We start from the raw sequence: 16,213 nt of genomic DNA, 5'->3' as shown, positions 1-16,213 counted from the left end.
ATAAGGAAAAACAAGGCACTAAGCTTAAGTTTAAGCAAACATTTGATTTATAGCGTGAAAATATTGCTTTTTAGGTATTAAGCGTTAATACTTCGCGGTTGGTGTCAATAATAGTTGGGTCGTAGAGGTACTGTTGAGCAGGGTGTTTAAGTGTTATTTTTTTCAAGCGTTTTTTTGGGTAACGTTAGTTGTAGCTACTCCGAGCTTCGCATATCTGCAAAACGCGAACAGTAACGACAATTCAGCGCCTGAAGAGGTTACATACTGTATTGACCCAAATTGGGCACCCTATGAAGCTATCCGTAATGGTTCTCATATCGGTATCTCTGCGCAGTACCTAGATATTATTTCAGAACTTTCCGATCTTAAATTTACCCTAGTGCCAACACAAACGTGGCAGCAAAGCCTTGAATACGTACAACAAGGGAAGTGCCGCGTTATTCCCATGTTAAACACGTCTGATTATCGAAGGCAGTTTCTGGATTTTAGCTTGCCATACTTTGAGGCGCCAAATGTACTGGTTGCCAAGTCAGGTACACCTATGCTGCAAGGTTATGGCGGCGTGGGCAACCGTTCAGTAGGCGTTGTACAAGGCTATCGCCAAGTTGAATATATTTCTCGCCATTATCCGAGTTTGCGGCTAAAGCTTATTGCATCTGAGCAAGAAGGCTTGAAACAATTAGCGAATGGCGAATTTGACGTCATGGTGGGGTCCTTGATGAGTGTGAATATGCACATCAACAATCTCAAGCTTAAAGATTTAATCATTGTAGGCTACGCAGAGCCGTTCGATTCGTTAGCATTTGGTGTTAACAAATCTTATGGTTATTTGGTAGATAAGATTAATTACGCCATTGAACGCATCCCTGAGAATCGCAAAGTAGAAATATATAAGCAATGGAATAACGTACAAGTTCGCTACAGTCGCGATTACCTTAAACTGTTCTTGTCAGTTGCTGTAGTGCTTATGGTGTTGCTTCTGATCATAGTGAGAAAGCGTTATCGGGGGCACTTTACACGGATTATTCAACAGAAAAATGAAGAAATAGGTACCTTGCAGGCGGCGTTGCTAGAGAATAACAAAACACTCGCGTTTTTGTCTTCACACGACAACGTCACAGGCTTGTATAACCGTAATCATATGATTCAGAGGGCTGAAGAAGAGATCTCGCGTTTTCAACGCTTTCACACGACGGCGTCACTTATCGTTGTAGAATTAACGAGTATCAATGACGAGAAATTTAACTTTGACACCCAGACCAAAGAAGATGCACTTAAAGTTGTAGCAGCAAGTTGCTTAAGTACAGTACGCGAAGTCGATGTAGTATCGCGCTTTAGTGACGAGCAGTTTATTGTTCTGTGTCCACAAACGACAGTGGAACATGCAAAAAAACTCGCCGACAGGCTTTTAGATTGTATGTTAGGTCATCAACTGCTAAACGACACGTTTAAGATTGCGGTAGGCATGACACAACTTCATGAAGATGAAGAGTTCAACGAGTGGTTTGAACGTACAATAAAGGCGCTGTATCAATCTAAGCGCCTTGGATATGGTAATGTCTCTGTGGCTGATTAAACGATAGGCTCGTAGTGCCATTGATGTGCGTCATAGCGAATTTGAGCCCGGTCGTATTCTCTTTCTGAACGCCAATTTCGATTATTTAGCTTAACTGAAACACCAGGGTATAAACGTTTGTTTGCAACCAGTTTGATATCTTGCTGATATTGCTCTTTGGCCTGTTTAACATCATTGGCCTTATTTTCAATCCACTCTAATAACGCACTTTCGTTGTTGAACAGTTCTAGAGCTTCAGTGACTTTGCGTTGTAATTCTTTGGGCACTTTCTTACTTTGTAGTAACTCTATTTTTTCTTTGTGCTTTAAGTTGTTCTCGCGAATTTGCTTTAGGAGTTCGTCTAACGATTCTTTTCGTTCCAGCAACAGATTAAAACCCGGACTAAAGTCAATTTTAAGGGTACTACCAGATACCGCCCCTAATGTTCCCGCCTCAATTTTATTTTGACTGACAATATCGCAGGCAAAAAGATTACCCATTGGGTTGTCAATCTGGCCTACGGTTACTGAGCCACCACAGCGTAGCTTACTGTATGCTAACTGCCTGCCAATGGTAATGTTGCCGCCGCACTGCACTTCAATTCCTTGACCGTGCTGAACGTGCACGCTACCTGCTGCCACAAGCTTGCAATGAAATTCGCTGTCGCCATCATTCACTTTACCCATTGCACCTTCGGTAACGATAATATCGCCACCAGACTCAATGTATGCTGACTCAACAAAGCCGTTAATCGTAACATCGCCAGCGGCTTTAATTTCCATCTTCTCCGTAACATCGCCGTTAACTAATACAGCACCTTCGTAGTTCACATGACCAGAGCCGACATTGACACCGGTACAAATAAAGGTGTCGTCAACCTGCATGGTTTGGTCGCGATACTTTGGCATCCCTGAAATAGACGACATTAGCAGGTTGGCGTCATGATCTGACACTACAGTTCCGCCGCCCATTTTAAACTCTACCCACTCACCTGCCACTGCTTCAATCTTGTTGCCTTTAATGTCAAAGCCTGTCCGGCCTTGTGTTGGCTGTGTTCTGCGTAGCACGGGTGTATTTACTTTGACGCAAATTACTTCACCCAAGTTGCGCATATCAACGCGTTCGCCCTTGCCGGTTTGCGGTTTTAAAACGCGCTCTAACGCATTAGGCACAAGGGGAATGAACTTCGAATTCTTGCCGTTTCGCGCCGGTAGACCTTTGGCAACGGTTTTTTCAATAACGGTTCCGGGCTCGACGTGTTTTGCTTCTTCAAGCACCGATGCGATTGCCTTAATCCCCAAGCCCCGAACAATTTTGTTTTTCTGTGCTAGTAATTTGATGGCATTAAGTGAAGGCATTTTGCCGCCGTATGGCGTGGTAAGTACAAGGTTCGCTTGCATGGCATCTTCTGGGACTCGAAATTCAACCTCTGCGTTTTTGCGCTCACCAATGCGTTCGTTTACTTCGGTGTCATCACCGGTTTTAAAGTAATGATTGGCGGTATCGCAGGCTGATTTAAGTGATTTCTCTGAGATATAAAGGCGTTTAGTTTCTCCTGATGATAATTCATCGATTATGTCACTCATGCTTACCTCTGAGGCGAACTCAGCAGGCTTTAGTGTTAACTCAATATAGGTTCTTGATTCATCGAAACTAATAACTACGCCATTCATCACTTCTATTTTCCTTGCGCACTTGTAATTTTGTTATCGGCGGCATTAAAAAAATACTTAGTACCCTTTAATTTATGCTCATCCCACACATCCGTCAAAGGTTTTCCGCGTATTGAAAGAGTGCTCTTAATATCGCCTGTTTTTCTGGGTTATCGTGATGTTCATGTGCCAGTTGCTCTAATCGCATCATGTATTGCTCGATTGTTATCGAACCATGAGAGTTAGGATCGGTTAGGCGCGCTTGTCGGTGATGCTGCCATCGCGTTACTTCATCAGCAGTAAGCGTGTTTGGGTAATTGCGAGCACGATACCTAAATAGTAGCTTTTTGAGTCCTTCGTGCTGTGTTTTTTCTGCTAACGTCGCTAGATTTTCCGGTGAAGATGATACAACTTGCTCGCACCAACGCTTATCCTCGTCATTTAAAAAGCCTCCGCTGTATAAAGCATGGTCGATATCGTGTTCGTCTGCACGCTCGTCAATGGTGAAAACCTGAGCGAGCTTTTCTGCTAACTCTGGATGCGCCGCAAGTTTACGGTAGTTATCCAAACATTTTTCTCTGTCTAGCCCCAAACGCACTGCATTTTCTTCCGTCATCGCCTTGGCTGTTGTAATAAAAGGTGAGCGGTTTGCATGAATCAGTTTTAAGCCTGGTCGCTCCAACGGTGAGTCATACTCATCCGCTGAAGCATACAGTGCATTTCTTATCTCTTCGGCTGAATCAGAGATAAGTGACTCCACATCATGAGCCAAATCCACGGTAATAAACGCATTGTTGTTGGTGGGATGTTTAGCCACTGGCATTACCCATGTACAACAACCTTGTTTGGCAGGTAACTTCGAAGATATGTGAAGTAATACCGACGGTTTCGATAAATCGATTTGCTGCATTACGGTGTGCTTACTTCTAAGTGAGAATGCGTAATCGAAAAGTCTTGGCTGTTTATTTTTAATCAGTTTTGCCAGCGCAATCGTTGCATACACGTCACTTAATGCATCGTGGGCATTTTGATGTCCGATATCATTTGCTGCGGTAAGCGCTTCTAACTTAAAGCTCGGTGCGCCATCGTCTCGTGTAGGCCAATTGATGCCCTCGGGGCGCAGTGCATAGCAAGCCCTTGCAAGGTCAATAATGTCCCAGCGACTGTTGCCGTTTCGCCACTCTCTCGAATAAGGGTCGTAAAAGTTACGGTAAAACAGGAAGCGCGACACTTCATCATCAAAGCGTATACTATTAAACCCAACGCTACAGGTATTCGGTGTCGACATCTCTTGAAAGATGCGAGCAGCGAAATCGGCTTCGTTTGAACCGTCGCGCAGCGTTTGCTGCGGCGTAATGCCAGTGACCAAACACGCCTCTGGGTGTGGCAAATAGTCGTTGGCGATTGCGCTCATTATGTTAATTGGCTTACCAATGATATTGAGCGAGAGGTCTGTTCTTACCGCGGCAAATTGGCAGGGCAGATCTTTTTGTGCACTGGTGCCAAAAGTTTCAAAATCGTGCCAAAGAAAAGTAGGTGTGTGCATAATCACCAAAGTGAATTTTATATGTATTTTGAAGGCAGTTTACACTGCGTAATTTTGAATACCAAATGCTGCCCAATATTTAGGCTTTGTAGGGAGGCGTGCAGGCGGTTCACGATGCTTATGTGCTGTTCACTTACTTGCGAAAATGGCTTTTACTGACTAGTTTTTATGTAGTCAGAGCTAATTTGGATCGTCTTCTTTTGTCCGCAAACCTCCATCACTTATCATTGCTAAAAGCAAAGCGTACTTTGCTGTGGGCTTTGGCACTTTCAATTGTCCTTATCGTTGTTACGGTTGTCTTTTTTGAAAACCGCATTCGTCAAAGTGCCGAACAACAGACTTTTGAAGCACTAACAGAAAGCGCTCAGGAAGTTGTGGACGTAGTGGATGCGAATTTACGAAATTATATGGATACAGTGCGGTTTTTGCATAGTTCACCTGCTGTGCAAGGGGTTGTTGACGCAAGTTTGAATGACAATGCAGATACTCAAGAGGGAATGTCAACGGTGCAATGGAAGCGCCAAGTTGAAAGCATGTTTGCAGTGTTTATGGAGAATAATAGGGAAATTGACCAACTGCGAATCATACTTGCCAATGAAAAGGGAAGCGAATTTATTCGGGTCGAGCAAGTTGGCAAAAGTATAGAAATTGTTGCCCAACCTGAGTTACAAGAAAAAGGTAATCGCGATTACTATGTTGAAAGTGTTAGCAAAAATAGAAATGAATTTTATATTTCCAACATTAATCTAAATCGAGAATACGGAAAAATAGAGTTTCCTTATAAGAGTGTGTTGCGTTTGTCACTGCCTTTATTCAGCGAAAATGGCGAGCGTTTTGGCTTCATAATCGCAAATATTAACGCGCAGATCCTTCTAACTAAAATGCAAGACACGCTCTTCGGTGCTCAACAACTCATCGTTACTGATGCCGATGGCTTTTTCATTGTGCATCCAGACCCCAATAAAGTTTTTTCAAAAGACCTTAACAAGGAAGTGCAGTGGTCGAGTGAATACCGTTCTCCTTTATCTCCTGGTTTCGCTACTATTCAGCCGCTGCGAAATTCTGATGAAGCGTTTTATGCGGTAACGCAGTCCTTTAACTTATCGCCTACAAGTTCACTCAAGCCGCTTAATTTGCATGTGTTAACGTATCAACATAGCGTTAATGGCATAATCAGTGACAAGCGCATAGCTGTTTATAGTTTTGTCCTGATAATTCTATCGGTTCTGGCATGTATCTTATGGTTTGTCTACCGAAGTAGTAAAAGCAGTCTAGCGCTAGCTAAGCTCAGACGAGAGTCAGCCGCTATTGTCGCTAGTTCAAAGGATGCCATTTTTAGCGTTGACAGCAAAGGCAAGGTAAAGAGCTGGAATATGGCAGCCGAAACAATGTTTTGTGTACCAAGCCAGTTAGTAATAGGTCATCATTATTCTTCATGTAAACCCCTTGCGTCGTTGGGCTTGGAAATGGCGTTTGCCGAAGCTGAGACACAAACTACCTTTTCAGCACATTTCTCTGATAATTCATGTGATGAAAAATACCTGCAAATTACCGCGTCGAAAATTCTCAATGATGAGGATAATTTAACAGGTGTAGCGGTAGTGATAAGAGATGTTACTGACGAACGCCACGCCAAAGCCGCGGTAGAGAAAATTAATTTGGAGCTTGAAGAGAAAGTGCAGCGCCGAACGATTGACCTAGTTACGGCAACTAAAGAGGCCAAGAAGGCCAGTGAAATAAAAAGTGCATTTATCTCTAATATCAGTCACGAGATGCGTACGCCACTTAACGGAATTGTTGGATCACTGTCGTTACTAAAACGCCATTCGCTTAACGAGAAGTCGATGCAGTTGTTGTCGATGATGGAAGTAAGCTGCAATAGTTTAAGTACACTTATCAATGACGTACTCGATTTGTCAAAAATTGAAGCGGGTAAATTGGATATTAATAACCAGAATTTCAATCCGATATCGCTTATAGAGTCATTGGCAAGAGTATTTGTCGTAAAAGCCGCAGACAAAGGGCTGCATTTACTCGTCGACACAACCGCATTATCAGACGTTACAGTTTACTCTGACCCTCATCGAATAAGTCAAATTCTCAACAACCTGTTAAACAACGCGATAAAATTTACAGAAAGCGGTCATATCCTGTTGAGTGCGGCAATCTGTAGCGGGCAGGGTGAAGAACAAGAGCTTCACTTTAGCGTTATTGATACTGGAATGGGGATAGCAAAGGAAAATCAGTCGAAACTCTTCACGCCGTTTACTCAAGCTGATTCTCACGTCGCCGTGAAATACGGTGGAACTGGGCTAGGGCTTTCTATTTGTAAACAATTATCTCAATTGATGGGGGGCGATATTTCCTTTAGGTCAACGCAAAATGCTGGAAGTGCGTTTTCGTTTTTTGTTACTTATCCCATTTCACACGTAAATCAAGACGCTCACAACAATGTTAAATATAAAACAAATAGTGAATGCCCGCATAAAAAGTGGGCCGTAAGTGCGCCATACAAACCACTGGAAGAAAACCTTTATTCACTGTTGCTTGATGCCGGCGCAATGGTAGACATTATTGATGATAAAGCGGGAATGGACATAACATTGACGTGCTATGACGCCATATTGCTAGACGAATCAAGTGCTTTATTGTATTCACTAGACGAAATATGGAAGCAGGCTGCACTAAACAGTCAAAAGGACAGCATGCCTGAGGTATATATACTTCAACGCATTGACGCGGCTCAGCATAAGTATACAGAAGTCGTGCCGCAATATTTGCACAAGCCTTTGTTCAGTACAACGCTCACATCGCTTTCTAAAACGCACCACGGCGCAACATTGACGCCCATAAATTCAGATATTCACCTGGATGACTTAGGACAACACTCTAATGTAAAAACCTTACAAGGCACTGATTATTCCGCTTCAAAAGAACCCCAGGCTGTTGATAATGCCAACGTTATTGTTGTCGATGATAATCTGATAAATCGTGAAGTTGCAAAAGGGGTTTTAGAGGGGTTACCAATAAATGTCTTTACCTGTAACGATGGTGAAGAGGTCATCTCGTTTTTACAGAAATGTGAAGAAAAGCAACAACAGATCCATGCTATTTTGATGGATTGTCAAATGCCTAATATGGATGGCTATGAAGCAACTCGCGCAATAAGGGATGGTGAAGCTGGAAAAACGTTTATTGACGTCCCCATTATAGCCATGACGGCGAGCGCGATGTTAGGTGAGCGAGAAAAATGTCTTGAAGTGGGCATGGATGACTTCACAACAAAGCCAGTGATGGCCGAAGTACTTATTCCTAAAGTGAAGCGCTGGTTAGCTGAGCGGATGAAAAGGTCGGGTTATCATACCGATAACGTTTCGCCGTTGGTCGACAAACTGATTAATAATATCAATGACGAAGTGCAGGGATTGTCCAGTGCAGTACCTAAGAGTCGCTATTGGGATAAAGATAATGCGATAGCTAGAATAAAAGGCGATAAAGCACTGTTCTCTCGTGTTTGTAATATGTTTGCTAACAGTGCGCCAGATAAAGTGAAGCTGCTAGAAAAAGCCATAGCACATAAAGACGCTGAACAGGTGAAATTACTTACGTTGAAGTTAAAAGGCATGTCTGCTGATATTGGCGCGGTGCAATTGCAAAGCGACTTTGAGTCGCTTTGGGCACTCGCTAAGGCTGAGCGATGGTATGACGCGCTTGAGCAAGTACCTGCGGTGGAAGCGGATTTATCCTTGTTTTTAAAAATAATGGACGTGGCATAGTCATGTTGTTAAAAAGCACGCTTTAGGTAGATTGCGCCTCAATCAACAGCGCATAGAAAACTCGTGAATTTCCATCTAGTATGGTTGCTTGATAAATGCTTCACCTGTACAACAGAAGAATAACAAATGACCAAGGAGAGCGCTTTGCCACTAACCATTTCCACCTCAACAATCCGCGATGCAATTACCCAAATAACCGCGTATTCAAGACGCGCTTCTATTCTACTAATATCTGCGTTGGTGATGCTATTTGCAAGCGTGACAGCGAGCGCAAATGATGAAAAGTCAACAACGCCGAATGTTGCCATTGCCATCCACGGTGGTGCTGGCACTATTTTAAAGTCTTCAATGACACCTGAAAAAGAAGCAGCCTATAGGGCAAAACTTAAAGAGGCTGTGGAGCACGGTTATTCGCTACTTAAGCAAGGTGTGAAAGGCGAAAAAGCGGTTGTTGAAACCATTAAAATCTTGGAGCTTTCCCCACTATTTAATGCAGGTGTTGGAGCGGTATACACGTTTGACGGTGAGCATGAACTAGACGCGTCTATTATGCACGGCGGAACCAAAAACGCAGGCGCAGTTGCAGGCGTTAAAACCATAAAAAGCCCCATTGAGGCGGCATTATTGGTAATGAATGAGTCTCCTCATGTCATGCTTTCGGGCAAGGGCGCTGAAGCTTACGCTGCTGAAAATGGCTTAGAGCAGGTGGATAACAAAATATTTGATACTGAATTTCGCAAGCAAGCATTAGATAAAGCCAAAGCGCGTATGGCCCAAGCATCAACAGGTTATGGAAGCCAGCAAGGCAACGAACGGTTTGGCACCGTAGGGGCGGTTGTACTAGACAGCGAAGGCAACTTAGTGGCTGGCACGTCGACCGGAGGCATGACCGCTAAGCGCTATGGCCGAATTGGCGACTCGCCCGTTATTGGCGCCGGCACTTACGCAGATAATGAAAGTTGTGCAGTATCGGCAACAGGGCATGGCGAATACTTTATTCGCTACCATGTGGCAGCAGATATTTGCGCTCGTATGAAATACCAAAACGTGAGTTTAGACGAAGCCGCAAACACAGTTATTAACGATGTGTTGGTTAAAGCAAAGGGTGACGGTGGTGTAATTGCTATAGACAAGCTGGGTAATATAGCCATGCCATTTAATTCCAAAGGAATGTACCGCGCCAGTATTAGTACTGAAGGTGTGGTAACTGTTGCCATATATAAAGACTAACCCGGTTCGATGGTGTCTTTTACCGTCTTAGTAGACACCGTCAACGAAAAAGCACTTGTTTATTGTAACTTTAATGTTAAAAAGTTGGCTTGCAGAGCTTTCAACGTCTAGTCTTTAGTATGTGGGGGAAAGCTTTCACATGTGTCTAGAATAATTGATGTGCCGTAACGCCAAATAAATGCAGTATCGGTCACCGTAGGCGCCGCGGCTGGAGAAAAGAAAATGGAATCGTTGCAAGTCAGTGATTATATGAATACCCATCCGGTTAAGCTAAATGTTGACATGCCTGTGGCGCAGGCGGTTGAGGCATTACTTTCGAGCGGACAAAGTGGTGGGCCTGTACTTGACATTAAAGGACGGGTGGTAGGTTTTTTATCAGAGCAAGACTGTATAGCGCAAATGATTGCTTCTAGTTATTACCGTGAACAAATTTGCCGCGTCGGCGAAATTATGAAAACACCAGTGATAACAATAAAGCCTTATATGTCGGTCATAGAGTTAGCGCAGTTGCTATTAAAAGACAAACCGAGAGTGTACCCAGTAGTGGATGATGACGGCGTACTGTTAGGGTGTATAAACCGTACACAAGTATTGCGGGCTATTGATGTTCAACTTAATGATGGTTATCAGCGCGCGGGCTAGGTAGCCAGTTTTGCCAATATTACGATAGGGAACTGAGTCAGCGTGGTAATACCAATGATGATGTTCCCACATTCCCTTTTTCTATCTACTCACTCCATTTATCATCGCTAATTCCCTTTGCAATACAAGCAAAACCTTTTATTCTTCACTGTCTTATTTTTCTATTGCATCAACACAATGTTGCTTTAGCTAAGTTAACGCAAAATTTCATCAGAGAGTTTTAAGTGCATCAAAATAGTTCAGTAGCGCCAAACCCACTAGGTCTTACTCCCATATTGCTGTTTGTAGTCCTTGTCGTTGTAACCGGTATTACTACCAATGACATAACAGCTATGCCTATTCTTGTGGCGTTTTTTATCAGTGCAGGCTACGGACTATGTCTTAATCCTAAAGGAGAAAAGGTTAGCTTTTCACAGAAAGTACAAACCTTTTGCAAAGGCGGTGGTGATAAGAACATTATCTTACTGGTGCTAATTTTTCTATTGGCAGGTGCGTTTTATGCAGTAACGATTGATATTGGTGCACGTGATGCCACCGTGAATATGGCACTTCAATTTGTACCTTCGGCGCTAATTTTGCCTGGTTTATTCCTTATTTGTTGCTTTATATCATTCGCGATGGGCACGTCGATGGGGACGATAACGGCGCTGTCTCCCATTGGTGCAGGCCTTGCGACAAACCTTGGGCTTCCGGTGGAAATGGCACTCGGCATTGTAGTTGGTGGCGCCATGTTTGGCGATAATCTATCGTTCGTTTCAGATACGACCATTGCTGCAACACGTACGCAAGGTGTACAGCTTAAAGACAAATTTCGAGCGAACCTGATGGTAGCAGTTCCTGCTTGTATTGTGACTATGGCGCTTCTACTGATGGTTGACGTTGACACGTCGGGAATTGTGGAAGGTAAAGACTACGACTTTTGGCGAATTGTTCCTTACCTTTGTATTATCGCCTTCGCACTTACTGGTTTTAACGTTATAAGTGTACTTGCTGTAGGCATAGCCAGCGCATGCGTTGTCGGGTTGGTTCAAGGCAGTTTTACACCGCTTTCAATGATGCAAAGCATTCAAAAGGGCATGGGGTGGATGCAGGACTTAGCGATGATAGCGATCACCATTGGTGGCATTGTCGCACTCATGCACGCCAACGGCGGTATAACGTGGCTAATTGAGCGTTTAACGCGTAAAGTAACCTCGAAAAAAGGGGCAGAATTTAGTATCGCAAGCCTTGTAAGTTTTTTAGATATTACGACTGCAAATAACACTATCGCTATTGTTACAGCCGGTCCAATAGCGAAAGACTTGAACGAAAAATATGGCGTAGACCCTCGTCGTACAGCGTCATTACTCGATATATTTTCGTGTAGCTTTCAGGGGCTTGTTCCCTATGGAGCGCAATTACTTAGTGCTGCTGCAGTTGTGGGTATTTCGCCATTGGCGATAACGCCATACTGCTGGTATCCCATGCTCATTTTTGTTTTTGGTGTCGCTGCCATTTGGTTTGGTTTTCCACGTTTTAAAGAAGTGCAAGACGACGAATTAACCCAAAGTGCTTGAAAATACGTAGTATCAACTGCTTGATGTACGGTGCTGTGTGGTGTTTCGCAGCCTTGTACTGGCTTTTTATGGCGGTATCTTCTAGGATCATCGCCCATTATCATTCAGGTCCAACGACAAATGTAAAACAATAGGCTCAGAATAACTATCTGAAGCCTGGCGCACGCTGTTCAGTGATGGCGACGCTAGCTTGAATCGAGCCGATAAAATGGTGCGAGAGCGGACCTAACGACTGTTGTTTTTAGAAATTCTGTAGGATGCAATTTTGTCTTCACCCATTGCCATAAAACCTTTGTACCTCAAACTCGACGAATGCTTAAGTGCTGATAAGTTTCGACTGAAACGTCGTATCACGCAGCTTTCACAGAAACTCAATGATAGAGAAAACAAAGATCTAAGCAAAAATAGCGCTAGCAATAATAAAGGCGACAAGACACCTACTAATGAAGGCAACGTGCAAGCGCAGTACGACAAGCTTGTAAAAGACATTGATGCGTCAATTGCGAAGCGAACGTGGCGTCAAGATAATTTACCTAATGTTGAATATCCACCTCTACCCGTTAGCGACAAGAAAGAAGATATAAAGGCCGCTATTGCTAATCATCAGGTAGTGATTGTTGCGGGTGAAACAGGCTCGGGTAAAACGACGCAGCTCCCCAAGATATGTTTAGAGTTGGGGCGTGGCGTTAACGGTATGATTGCCCATACACAGCCTCGACGTCTTGCAGCACGTAGTGTGGCAACGCGTATAGCAGATGAATTGAATACACCCTTAGGTGAGAAGGTCGGTTTCAAAATTCGCTTTAGCGATCAGGTGAGCGAGCGCAGCTACGTTAAACTGATGACTGACGGTATGTTGCTTGCTGAAATGCAGCAAGATAGGTTTTTAAATCAGTACGACACCATAATTATCGATGAAGCCCATGAGCGTAGTCTGAACATCGATTTCTTGTTGGGCTATCTGCGTCAGTTGCTCGATAAGCGCCCAGATTTAAAACTTATCATTACCTCGGCTACTATCGATCCTGAGCGTTTCTCTAAGCATTTTAATGATGCGCCCATTATTGAAGTGAGCGGCAGAACGTACCCTGTAGAAATTCGCTACCACGCACCTGAAGACGCGGGTGATGATATTGACCAAAGCGACGCTATTGTGAATGCAGTAGATGAACTTATGCGTGAAGCGCCGGGTGACATTCTGGTGTTCCTAAGTGGTGAGCGTGAAATACGTGACACTCAAGATGCGCTAAGCAAGCAACATTATCGCAATACAGAGATTGTGCCTTTGTATGCAAGGTTGTCAGCTGCTGAGCAGAATCGCATTTTTCAATCGCATAGTGGCAGGCGTATCGTGCTTGCGACCAACGTGGCCGAAACGTCGCTTACCGTACCTGGTATCAAATATGTTATCGATCCCGGCTTTGCGCGTATTTCTCGCTATAGTGCGCGCAGCAAAGTACAACGTTTACCCATCGAGCCAATCTCACAAGCCTCTGCTAATCAGCGTTCTGGGCGATGCGGGCGAGTTTCCGACGGTATTTGTATTCGACTATACAGTGAAGAGGATTATTTGGGGCGCCCAGAGTTCACTGACCCAGAAATACTTCGTACCAACTTAGCTTCTGTAATTTTGCAAATGCTGGCGTTGGGGCTTGGCGATATAGCGGCATTTCCATTTGTTCAGCCACCAGATAATCGCAACATTAATGACGGTTTTAGGCTGCTTGAGGAAATTCAGGCCATTGTTAAGCGAAAAGGCAAGATGCAGCTGACACCGCTCGGTCGACAAGTGGCGAAGTTACCCATTGACCCACGCTACGCACGGATGGTGATTGAGGCTGAAAAAACCAATGCTGTGAATGAAGTCATGGTTATTGCTGCGGGTTTATCTATTCAAGACCCACGAGAGCGGCCGCAAGAAAAGCGACAACAAGCGGATGAAAAGCACAGTGAATATCACGATAAAGATTCTGACTTTATAAGCCTATACAACCTATGGACAGCGTTTAGAACTCAGCAAAATGCACTAAGCCAAAATCAACTTCGCAAATGGTGTAAGCAGAATTTCATCAATTATTTACGAATGCGAGAATGGCAAGATATCGTAAGTCAGCTCAAGAAGTCGATAGCAGAGTTAGGCTTGGGCATTACCAAGCACGACGCTGACTATCAGGCCATTCATCAGGCGATTGCAAGCGGCTTGTTATCCCACTTGGGTTTTAAAGATAAAGAACGTGAATACATGGGCTCACGCAACACACGGTTTATGATTTTTCCCGGCTCCGGCTTGGCCAAATCTCAGCCCAAATGGGTAATGGCCGCCGAGTTAGTTGAAACATCTAAGTTGTTTGCCCGCATGGTTGCCAAAATTGATCCTGCCTGGATTGAACCACTTGCTGAGCATGTGGTTCAGCGCAGTTATTCTGAGCCACATTGGTCGAAAAAGCGTGGCGCAGTCATCGCTTATGAAAAAGTAACGCTTTTCGGGCTACCGATTGTGATGAAGCGGGCGAAAGTCTATAGCCTTATAGACCCACCAATTTGTCACGAACTCTTTATTCGTGAAGCATTGGTGGAAGGTAACACCAAGCTAAACTTCAGCTTCTTACAAGAAAATCAGGCATTACTAGAACAAGCTGATGAGTTTGAACAGAAAACGAGACGTCGCGATCTTATCGTTGATGATGAAGAGTTGGTGAACTTTTATGCTAAACGCATACCGGTAGAAGCTAATAACGATGCCGCGTTTAAAAAGTGGTTCAAACAACATGGCAGCAACGACGCGCTTACATTCAAAGAAGAAGATGTATATCGCCAGCAGCCGGGTCAGTCGGTTGCCAACGCGTTTCCTGACGTATGGCGTCAAGGCAACATAACCTTACCGCTTAGATACAATTTTGAACCAAACGCTGAAGATGATGGTGTAACCGTAGTGATACCTTTGCCTGTGTTAAATCAAGTTGAAAACGTAGGATTTGATTGGTTAGTGCCTGGCTTACGTCACGATTTGATTGTAGGCATGATAAAGACATTGCCAAAGCGACTACGTCGGAACTTTGTACCAGCGCCCAACTTTGCACAAGCGTGTTTGGCAGATATTAGCGAAACAGACAAAAACAACCGCCCGGTGCCTATTGTTGAGGCCATAAGCGATAAGCTACGCAAAATGACAGGGGTTGTGATTGAAGGTGAGGAGTGGAACTTTGAGCAGCTTGATAAGCACTTAAAAATGCACTTTGCCGTGGTAAGTGACAGCGGTGATGATATTGCCAAGGGAGATGATTTACATGCGCTCAAGCAACAGTGTGCAGGGCAGGTGAAGCAAACCTTTGAAAAAGCCGCCACACCAGAGCTAGAAAGAAGTGATATCTCGCAATGGGACTTTGAAAGCCTCCCTGAAACCTTTGTGCAAAAAGTGGGAGGATTTGAAGTACAGGCATTTCCTGCACTCGTACAAAAAGGCGATACAGTGGATATCGCACTTATCGATGAAGCACAAAAAGCACAGGCCATGCACAAGCAAGGCGTGAATGTACTTATCAAAAATGCGATGCCCTCTCCACTTAATTACCTGCAAAATAAGCTACCGAATAAAGCGAAACTGGGTCTGTACTTCAACCCATTTGGTCAAGTTAAGGCGCTTATTGATGATTGTATTTTTGCCGGTATAGACGCCATCGTAAGCGATTATTGTCAGTCCAATAACACTGATATTCGAAACAAAGCCGATTTTGAAGCGTGCCTAGAAATAGCGCGCGCAGATATAAATGACCGTGTATTAGAAATTGCTAAACAGGTTGAGCAGGGGCTAACACTTGCACATCAGTGCCAGAAACAAATGAAAGGCAACGTGCCGTTAACGATGATAAATGCACTTGGTGACTGCAAAGCACACCTTGCATCGCTGGTGTTCCCGGGTTTTGTTTCTCAGATAGGTGAAGCGCGTCTTGACGATTGGAACCGTTATATTAAGGGGCTTGCTCGTCGCCTTGAAAAACTGCCGATCGACTCGAACAAGGACAGAATGCATCAGGCAACCGTCGAAAAGTCGATAAAGGAATGGGAGAAAGTGTGTGCTAAATACCCTAAGGGTAAAGTGCCACAAGACCTTAAAGACGCGAAGTGGATGATTGAGGAATTGCGCGTTTCACTGTTTGCTCAGCAGCTTGGTACGGCCTATCCCATTTCCGCAAAACGCATCACGCTTTATTTGAATGAATTCTAGCGTGCAAAGTGACATGATTTCATTTAAAGAC

At 44.0% G+C, this 16,213-nt stretch carries 8 protein-coding genes; 6 read left to right on the top strand and 2 right to left on the bottom strand.

The annotated features are described in order from the left end of the window. Nucleotides 1–142: 142 nt before the first annotated feature. Complete coding sequence (locus LHL20_RS09890; RefSeq protein WP_226433184.1) at nt 143–1,576, top strand: diguanylate cyclase; 1,434 nt, start codon at nt 143–145, stop codon at nt 1,574–1,576. On the opposite strand, the gene LHL20_RS09885 is transcribed toward LHL20_RS09890, so the two are convergent. Beyond that, a complete protein-coding gene (locus LHL20_RS09885; protein WP_226433212.1) occupies nt 1,573–3,228 on the bottom strand; it encodes a DUF342 domain-containing protein in 1,656 nt (551 codons plus the stop codon). The two genes, LHL20_RS09890 and LHL20_RS09885, sit on opposite strands and share 4 nt — an antisense overlap. Nucleotides 3,229–3,322: 94 nt before the next feature. Then, entirely contained in the window at nt 3,323–4,753 is a 1,431-nt protein-coding gene (gene sbcB, locus LHL20_RS09880; protein WP_226433183.1) for an exodeoxyribonuclease I, read from the bottom strand. Between the two features lie 185 nt (nt 4,754–4,938). Here sbcB and LHL20_RS09875 point away from each other — a divergent pair, with 185 nt between their 5' ends. From LHL20_RS09875 to hrpA, 5 genes are all read left to right on the top strand, one after another. Next, entirely contained in the window at nt 4,939–8,529 is a 3,591-nt protein-coding gene (locus tag LHL20_RS09875) for an ATP-binding protein (RefSeq protein WP_226433182.1), read from the top strand. A gap of 243 nt (nt 8,530–8,772) precedes the next feature. Beyond that, nucleotides 8,773–9,759: an isoaspartyl peptidase/L-asparaginase family protein gene (locus LHL20_RS09870; protein ID WP_226433211.1), complete on the top strand. Its 987-nt coding sequence runs from the start codon at nt 8,773–8,775 to the stop codon at nt 9,757–9,759. Between the two features lie 222 nt (nt 9,760–9,981). Next, nucleotides 9,982–10,401, top strand: a complete 420-nt coding sequence (locus tag LHL20_RS09865; protein ID WP_159625033.1) for a CBS domain-containing protein — start codon at nt 9,982–9,984, stop codon at nt 10,399–10,401. A 224-nt stretch (nt 10,402–10,625) separates the two neighbouring features. After that, nucleotides 10,626–11,957 carry a Na+/H+ antiporter NhaC family protein gene (locus LHL20_RS09860; protein ID WP_226433181.1) on the top strand — a complete coding sequence of 444 codons (1,332 nt, stop codon included), beginning with the start codon at nt 10,626–10,628 and terminating at the stop codon, nt 11,955–11,957. Between the two features lie 265 nt (nt 11,958–12,222). After that, nucleotides 12,223–16,182: an ATP-dependent RNA helicase HrpA gene (hrpA, locus tag LHL20_RS09855; protein WP_226433180.1), complete on the top strand. Its 3,960-nt coding sequence runs from the start codon at nt 12,223–12,225 to the stop codon at nt 16,180–16,182. Nucleotides 16,183–16,213: the final 31 nt, after the last annotated feature.

It is taken from the genome of Alteromonas sp. McT4-15 (assembly GCF_020515205.1).
Lineage (GTDB): Bacteria > Pseudomonadota > Gammaproteobacteria > Enterobacterales > Alteromonadaceae > Alteromonas.
This window is presented reverse-complemented; position numbering and strand designations above follow the sequence as displayed.

What these genes read in the sequence shown, in the direction of transcription:
- LHL20_RS09885 (WP_226433212.1), bottom strand. Translation starts at nt 3,228, where the DNA reads ATGAATGGCGTAGTTATTAGTTTCGATGAATCAAGAACCTATATTGAG.
- LHL20_RS09870 (WP_226433211.1), top strand. Translation starts at nt 8,773, where the DNA reads ATGCTATTTGCAAGCGTGACAGCGAGCGCAAATGATGAAAAGTCAACA.
- LHL20_RS09865 (WP_159625033.1), top strand. Translation starts at nt 9,982, where the DNA reads ATGGAATCGTTGCAAGTCAGTGATTATATGAATACCCATCCGGTTAAG.
- sbcB (WP_226433183.1), bottom strand. Translation starts at nt 4,753, where the DNA reads ATGCACACACCTACTTTTCTTTGGCACGATTTTGAAACTTTTGGCACC.